The sequence below is a fragment of the Mycobacterium sp. genome (assembly GCF_036488105.1).
GTDB lineage: Bacteria > Actinomycetota > Actinomycetes > Mycobacteriales > Mycobacteriaceae > Mycobacterium.
The window spans coordinates 1-5,173 of record NZ_DASXHW010000389.1 but is presented as its reverse complement, the minus strand read 5'-3'; the positions used below and the strand labels follow the sequence as shown (position 1 = coordinate 5,173).

Here is a 5,173-nt window from a genome sequence, read left to right as displayed (position 1 = left end):
TCTTCGACGCGGCTGATGATGCGCCCGATCGCGGTTTCGTTGCCGACGGCGCGAGCGCGAACCACCAGGCGCCCGCGCAGCACCACCGAACCGGCGTGCACCGCCCCGCCGGCGACGACGCTGACCGGCAGGGTCTCGCCGGTGATCGCGGACTGGTCGACCACCGCCTCGCCGTCGACCACCTCGCCGTCGACCGGTATCGCCACATGGTCGTGGATCACCACGTCGTCGCCGATCTGAACGGTGTCGATCGGGACCTGCACTTCGCTGCCGTCCTCAACACGTATCCATGCCGTGTCGGCGGTGCCGCGCAACAGATCCGAGATGGCGCGGCGGGTGCGGCGCAGCGTCAGATCCTGAAGGTACTCACCGATATTGAGCAGCCACAGCACGGTGAGCGCGACGACGTTCTCGCGCAGCACCAGGCTGGCGACCGTCGCTGCGGTGACCAACGCATCGGTGCCCGCGCGTCCGGACCGCAGCCCGCGCAATGCGCCGCGCAGGAACGGGTAGCCCATGAACACCGTCGCTCCGGTCGCGACCAGTTGGCCGGACGCGCTCAGCAGGGGTGGCCGGTTGAAGGCGTAGCGGCGCACCCCGAGCAGGGCCAGCGCTGCGCCGCCGATCACCATTCGCAGCACCTCGGTGTTGCGGATATCCGACGACCGTGGCGTGCGAGCCGGAATAAGTTCGGCGGCAACGTGTTCGGCTGAGGTGATGGCTGCCAGCACGTCGGTGCGATCGCAGCGCTTCGGCGAGTACCAGACGACGACGGAGCCGGTATGCGGATAGGCGTGCACGGCCCGTACCCCGTGCTGCTTGTCCACCGCCTCTTCCACCGCGACTGCGCGTCGTGAATTCGCGCGCACCCAGGGCACCTTGACCCGCATCCGGCCCGCGGCGTCGGACACGACCAACAAGTCGGTCATGTCGATGGATCAGTGCTCGTGATCGTGGTCGTGGTCGCCGATGGCAGGAGGCTGCGCCTCCTCGCCGATGCGCTCGCGAGCTTCGGCCACCACGTCGGCCAGTTTCAGCCGGGCGGACTCGGCTGCTTCCTCGGCCCGCCGCGTGCCGCGCAGGCTCCACTCGGTCGCCGTCACCGCGGCGTCGTGCAGCGGGGCCTTGCCCAGGGCCTTGCGCAGGACTTCGTAGGCGCTGACGCCGACCAGGCCGGTAACCACAGTCCCGGCGGCTTTTCCGAGTAGGCCTGACACCACCATCGCGAACGTCCTCCCGTTGTCTCGTACCGCTACGAGCTTATTGCCTTTCGACGACCGTAGCATCGTCATATAGCGATATCAACATGGATTGGCGGCGTTGCTCCGCGAAAGTTCGGGCACCCGAGGTGGGCAGAAAGTGCACTGCCGCCGCTGCGCGGCGCCTGGGACAGGAGTGGCTAAAGAATCCGGGTGACCTTCTCGGTTTGCGTCCGACGCGGTAAGGCAGCCGGGTCGGGGTTGGCGACGTACACCAGCGACCCGCCCATCGCCAACACACTCAACATGCCGTCGACCACGTCGTCGGGCGTGCTCCAGGGGGCGGTCGAAAGCACTCGGTCGTCGGCGGTCAAAGCCGTTGCCGCCGCGGTCTTTCGGCAGGCATTCAGTACCTGCTCGACGGATCGGCCGGCCAGCGCCGGGCCGGGATGCTGCTCGGCGACGATCTGGTCGCCATGGACCCGCACCGCGGTCGCGTAGTCGGTGACGCCGATCGGCAGATCGGCTGCCGGACGCCCGAACGCATCCAGCGAGAGCACCGCGATCTCAGCGGCGCCGGTGGCGTCGGCTTCGTCCAGGCGCTCGGCAGTGCACAGGGCGATGTCGGCGTCCGAGCCGTCGAGCAGCACGTCCGCGCCGATCCACCACACGCCGAACAGCACCCCCGCGGTCTGCCAGTGCGCCGGCAGCAGCACCGCAACCCGGCTGGCCGGACCGCCGCCCAACTCGTCGCGCAGCAGGTTGCCGGTCTTGGCCGCCCAGTTGGCCAGCGTGAGCGCGGACAGCTCGATACGTTCGCCGGTGGCGTCGTCGTAGTACGTGATGCGCGGGCCGACCGGGTCGGCGCGCAGCATCGGATCCAGGATCGCCGCGCTGAGGTTCACCGGGTCAGTAGATCAGTTGACGCACTCCGGGTGGTCGGAGCCCGCGGTCAGAATCGGCGACGGCGGGGGAGCGTCGGGCTTGCCCGACCCGGAGTTCGACGAGGCCGCCAGGGTGGCACGGCTGCCGCCGTCGCCGAGGCCCGAGCCCGGTCCGGTGTAGTCATTGCCCAGCACCACTCGAACCGTGCCCTGCGGTACCGATGTGTTGGCGATGACGGGCAGCCCGCCGAGTTCTTTCGCGATGGCTTTGGCGCCCACGTCATCGGCATTGGCGGCCTGGACCTGGCTACTGGACACGTGCGCGGCGTCGTTGTTGCCGACCTTGCCCGTGCTGAATCCCTTGGCGGTCAACACTTCTGACACCGATGCGGCGAGGCCGTTGATGTCCGTGTCGTTGAGGACGCTGACGCTGGTCTTGCCCGGCGAGTAGGCCAGCTCCTCGGTCTTGCCCTTGGCCTGGTCCTGCAACAGCCCACCGACCCAGTCCTGCACCTGGTGCGGATCGATTCGCACCACGCTGTGCATGCCGTCGTCGCTCCAGCCGGATTCGTCGAGCACCGGGATGGTGGCGAAGGCGATCTTGCCCGCGGCCAACTTCTGCAGCTGGTTCACGAAATCCATGATGTCCCAGCCAGATGACAGCACCACCGAGCGCTGGATGGCCGACTGCAGCCGGTTCATCGTCGCCGGGCTGGACAGCGTCTTGCCGGAGATCACCTGGTGAGCCAGCGAGGACATCACCACCTGCTGACGCACCACCCGGTCCAGGTCGCCACGCGGCAACTCGTGGCGCTGGCGAACGAAGCTCAGGGCCTGCGGGCCGTTGAGCTTCTGCGGGCCGGCCGGGAAGTCGGCACCCGAAAGTGGTTCGAAGACAGGCTCTTTGAGGCAGACGTTGACGCCGCCGAGGGCGTCGGTGATCAGTGAGAAGCCCAGCAGCCCGATCTCGGCGTAGTGGTCGACGGTCACGCCGGTGAGGTCGGCGACCGTCTTGATCAGCGCTTCGCGGCCGGCTTCGGTGCCTTCCCGATCGGCCTCGTCGGGCGCCATGCCGGATTCGACCAGGCTGACCCGCTTCTCTTCCTTGGTCTGGCCGTAGACGCCGTTGATTTTGGTCTTGCCCAGCCCGGGTGCGGACACGTAGGTGTCGCGCGGAATCGAGATCGCAGTGGCCGACTTCCCGTTGTCGGGGATACGGACCAGGATGATCGTGTCGGTGTTGCTCGCCACCTCGTCTCCGGCCCGCAGCGTCGCGAGCTCTTGCGGGCTCAGCGGGTTGCCGTGGGCATCGGCGCGGCTGTCCATGCCGACCAGCAGGATGTCGAGCGCCCCGTCATCGCCACCGTGGCCCAACGACGGCGCGAAGACGTGGTAGATCCCGTCCTCGAAGGAGCGGACTTTGCTCCATGCCACCCCCGTCACGAGAACGACCAGTGCGGCCGTGACGGTCGCAATCACACGAGTCACCCGTTGCTCAGGCATCACATCAGGCTACTTGCGTCACAGCGATATCGCTGGCAGCCGGGTCCCGGCGTGCCAGACTCGTGACTCATGACAGGCAGAATCGTGATCGCGGGCGGCGGCGGGCAGGTCGGTAGCGTCTTGGCGGCCGAAGCGATCCGGCGAGGGCGCGACGTGTTGGCATTGACGTCGTCGCAGTGGGATATCACCGATCCGCAGTCGGCCGGCCAGATCGTGCAGGCCGGCGACGCGGTGGTCAACTGCGCTGCCTACACCGCCGTCGACGATGCCGAAGCAGACCAGGCCAGGGCGTACGCGGTCAACGCCACCGGCCCGGAATACCTCGCTCAGGCCTGCGCGCGGGCCGGCGCGCGGATGGTGCACATCTCGACCGACTACGTGTTCAGCGGCGATTTCGGCAACGCAGCGCCGCGGCCGTATGAGCCGGATGACGAGACCGGGCCGCTGAGCGTCTACGCGCAGACCAAGCTGTCCGGCGAGCAGGCGGTGCTGGCTGCGTTGCCGCAGGCCGTGGTGGTCCGTACCGCCTGGGTCTACACCGGCGGAACCGGCAAGGACTTCGTCGCCACCATGCGAAAGCTAGCCGCGAGCGACCGCGTCATCGACGTGGTCGACGACCAGACCGGCTCGCCGACTTACGTCGGCGACCTGGTCGGCGCGCTGCTCGAGGTGGTCGAGGGGCGCGTGGAGGCCCCGGCGGGAATAGTGCATGCCGCCAACGGAGGCGAGGTCACCCGATACGGACAGGCCCGCGCGGTGTTCGAGGGAGTCGGGGCCGATCCCGAGCGGGTGCGGCCGGTGAGCAGCGACCACGATCCGCGACCGGCGGCGCGGCCGCCGTACTCGGCGCTGTCCGCACGGCAGTCGCAGGCCGCGGGCCTGTCACCGCTGCGGCCGTGGCGAGAAGCGCTGGAGGCGGCGCTGGCGGCGCCGCTGGATGCCTGACCGCTACCCTCAACCCGTGAGTGACGTGCTGCCGGTAGTCACGGTGACCTATTCGCCGGGCCCGCATCTGGACCGGTTCCTGGCGTCGCTGTCGCATGCCACCGAGCGGCCGGTCAGCGTCCTGATGGCCGACAACGGCTCCGCCGACGGGGCCCCGCAGGCCGCGGTCGAGCGCTACCCGGGTGTACGACTGTTCTCCACCGGGTCCAACCTCGGCTACGGCAGCGCGGTGAACCGCGCGATCGCGGAACTCGGCGATGTCGATGAATGGATCGTCGTGGCCAACCCGGACGTGCAGTGGGGCCCGGGCAGCATCGACGCGCTGCTGGACGCCGCGGCGCGCTGGCCCCGCGCGGCGACTCTCGGGCCGTTGATCCACGACCCCGACGGGTCGGTGTATCCCTCGGCGCGCCAGCTGCCCAGCCTGGTCCGCGGCGGGATGCACGCGGTCGTCGGGCAGCTCTGGAAGACGAACCCGTGGTCGGCGGCCTACCGCCAGGTTCGACTGGAACCCAGCGAGCGACCGGTCGGCTGGCTGTCCGGATCGTGCCTGCTGGTGCGCCGCACGGCCTTCGAGCAGATCGGCGGCTTCGACGAGCGCTACTTCATGTATATGGAGGACGTCGATCTCGGTGACCGGAT

The 5,173-nt window shown here is 68.9% G+C and carries 5 protein-coding genes and 1 pseudogene; 2 read left to right on the top strand and 4 right to left on the bottom strand.

Features of this window, described 5'->3' with window-relative positions; translation table 11 throughout:
- From VGH54_RS20390 to VGH54_RS20375, 4 genes and pseudogenes are all read right to left on the bottom strand, one after another.
- Positions 1-929, bottom strand: a pseudogene (locus VGH54_RS20390) (copper-transporting ATPase); the annotation flags it as partial.
- A gap of 9 nt (positions 930-938) precedes the next feature.
- Complete coding sequence (locus VGH54_RS20385; protein ID WP_331513893.1) at positions 939-1,223, bottom strand: DUF1490 family protein; 285 nt, start codon at positions 1,221-1,223, stop codon at positions 939-941.
- Between the two features lie 176 nt (positions 1,224-1,399).
- Positions 1,400-2,074, bottom strand: coding sequence for a TIGR03089 family protein (locus VGH54_RS20380; protein WP_331513894.1), 675 nt, complete (start codon positions 2,072-2,074; stop codon positions 1,400-1,402).
- A gap of 42 nt (positions 2,075-2,116) precedes the next feature.
- Complete coding sequence (locus VGH54_RS20375) at positions 2,117-3,586, bottom strand: LCP family protein (RefSeq protein ID WP_331513892.1); 1,470 nt, start codon at positions 3,584-3,586, stop codon at positions 2,117-2,119.
- A 69-nt stretch (positions 3,587-3,655) separates the two neighbouring features.
- Between VGH54_RS20375 and rfbD the strand changes: the two genes are divergently transcribed.
- Positions 3,656-4,531, top strand: coding sequence for a dTDP-4-dehydrorhamnose reductase (gene rfbD / locus VGH54_RS20370; RefSeq protein ID WP_331513891.1), 876 nt, complete (start codon positions 3,656-3,658; stop codon positions 4,529-4,531).
- A gap of 16 nt (positions 4,532-4,547) precedes the next feature.
- Positions 4,548-5,173 (top strand): glycosyltransferase family 2 protein (locus tag VGH54_RS20365; protein ID WP_331513890.1); only part of this gene is annotated, 626 nt, incomplete at its 3' end.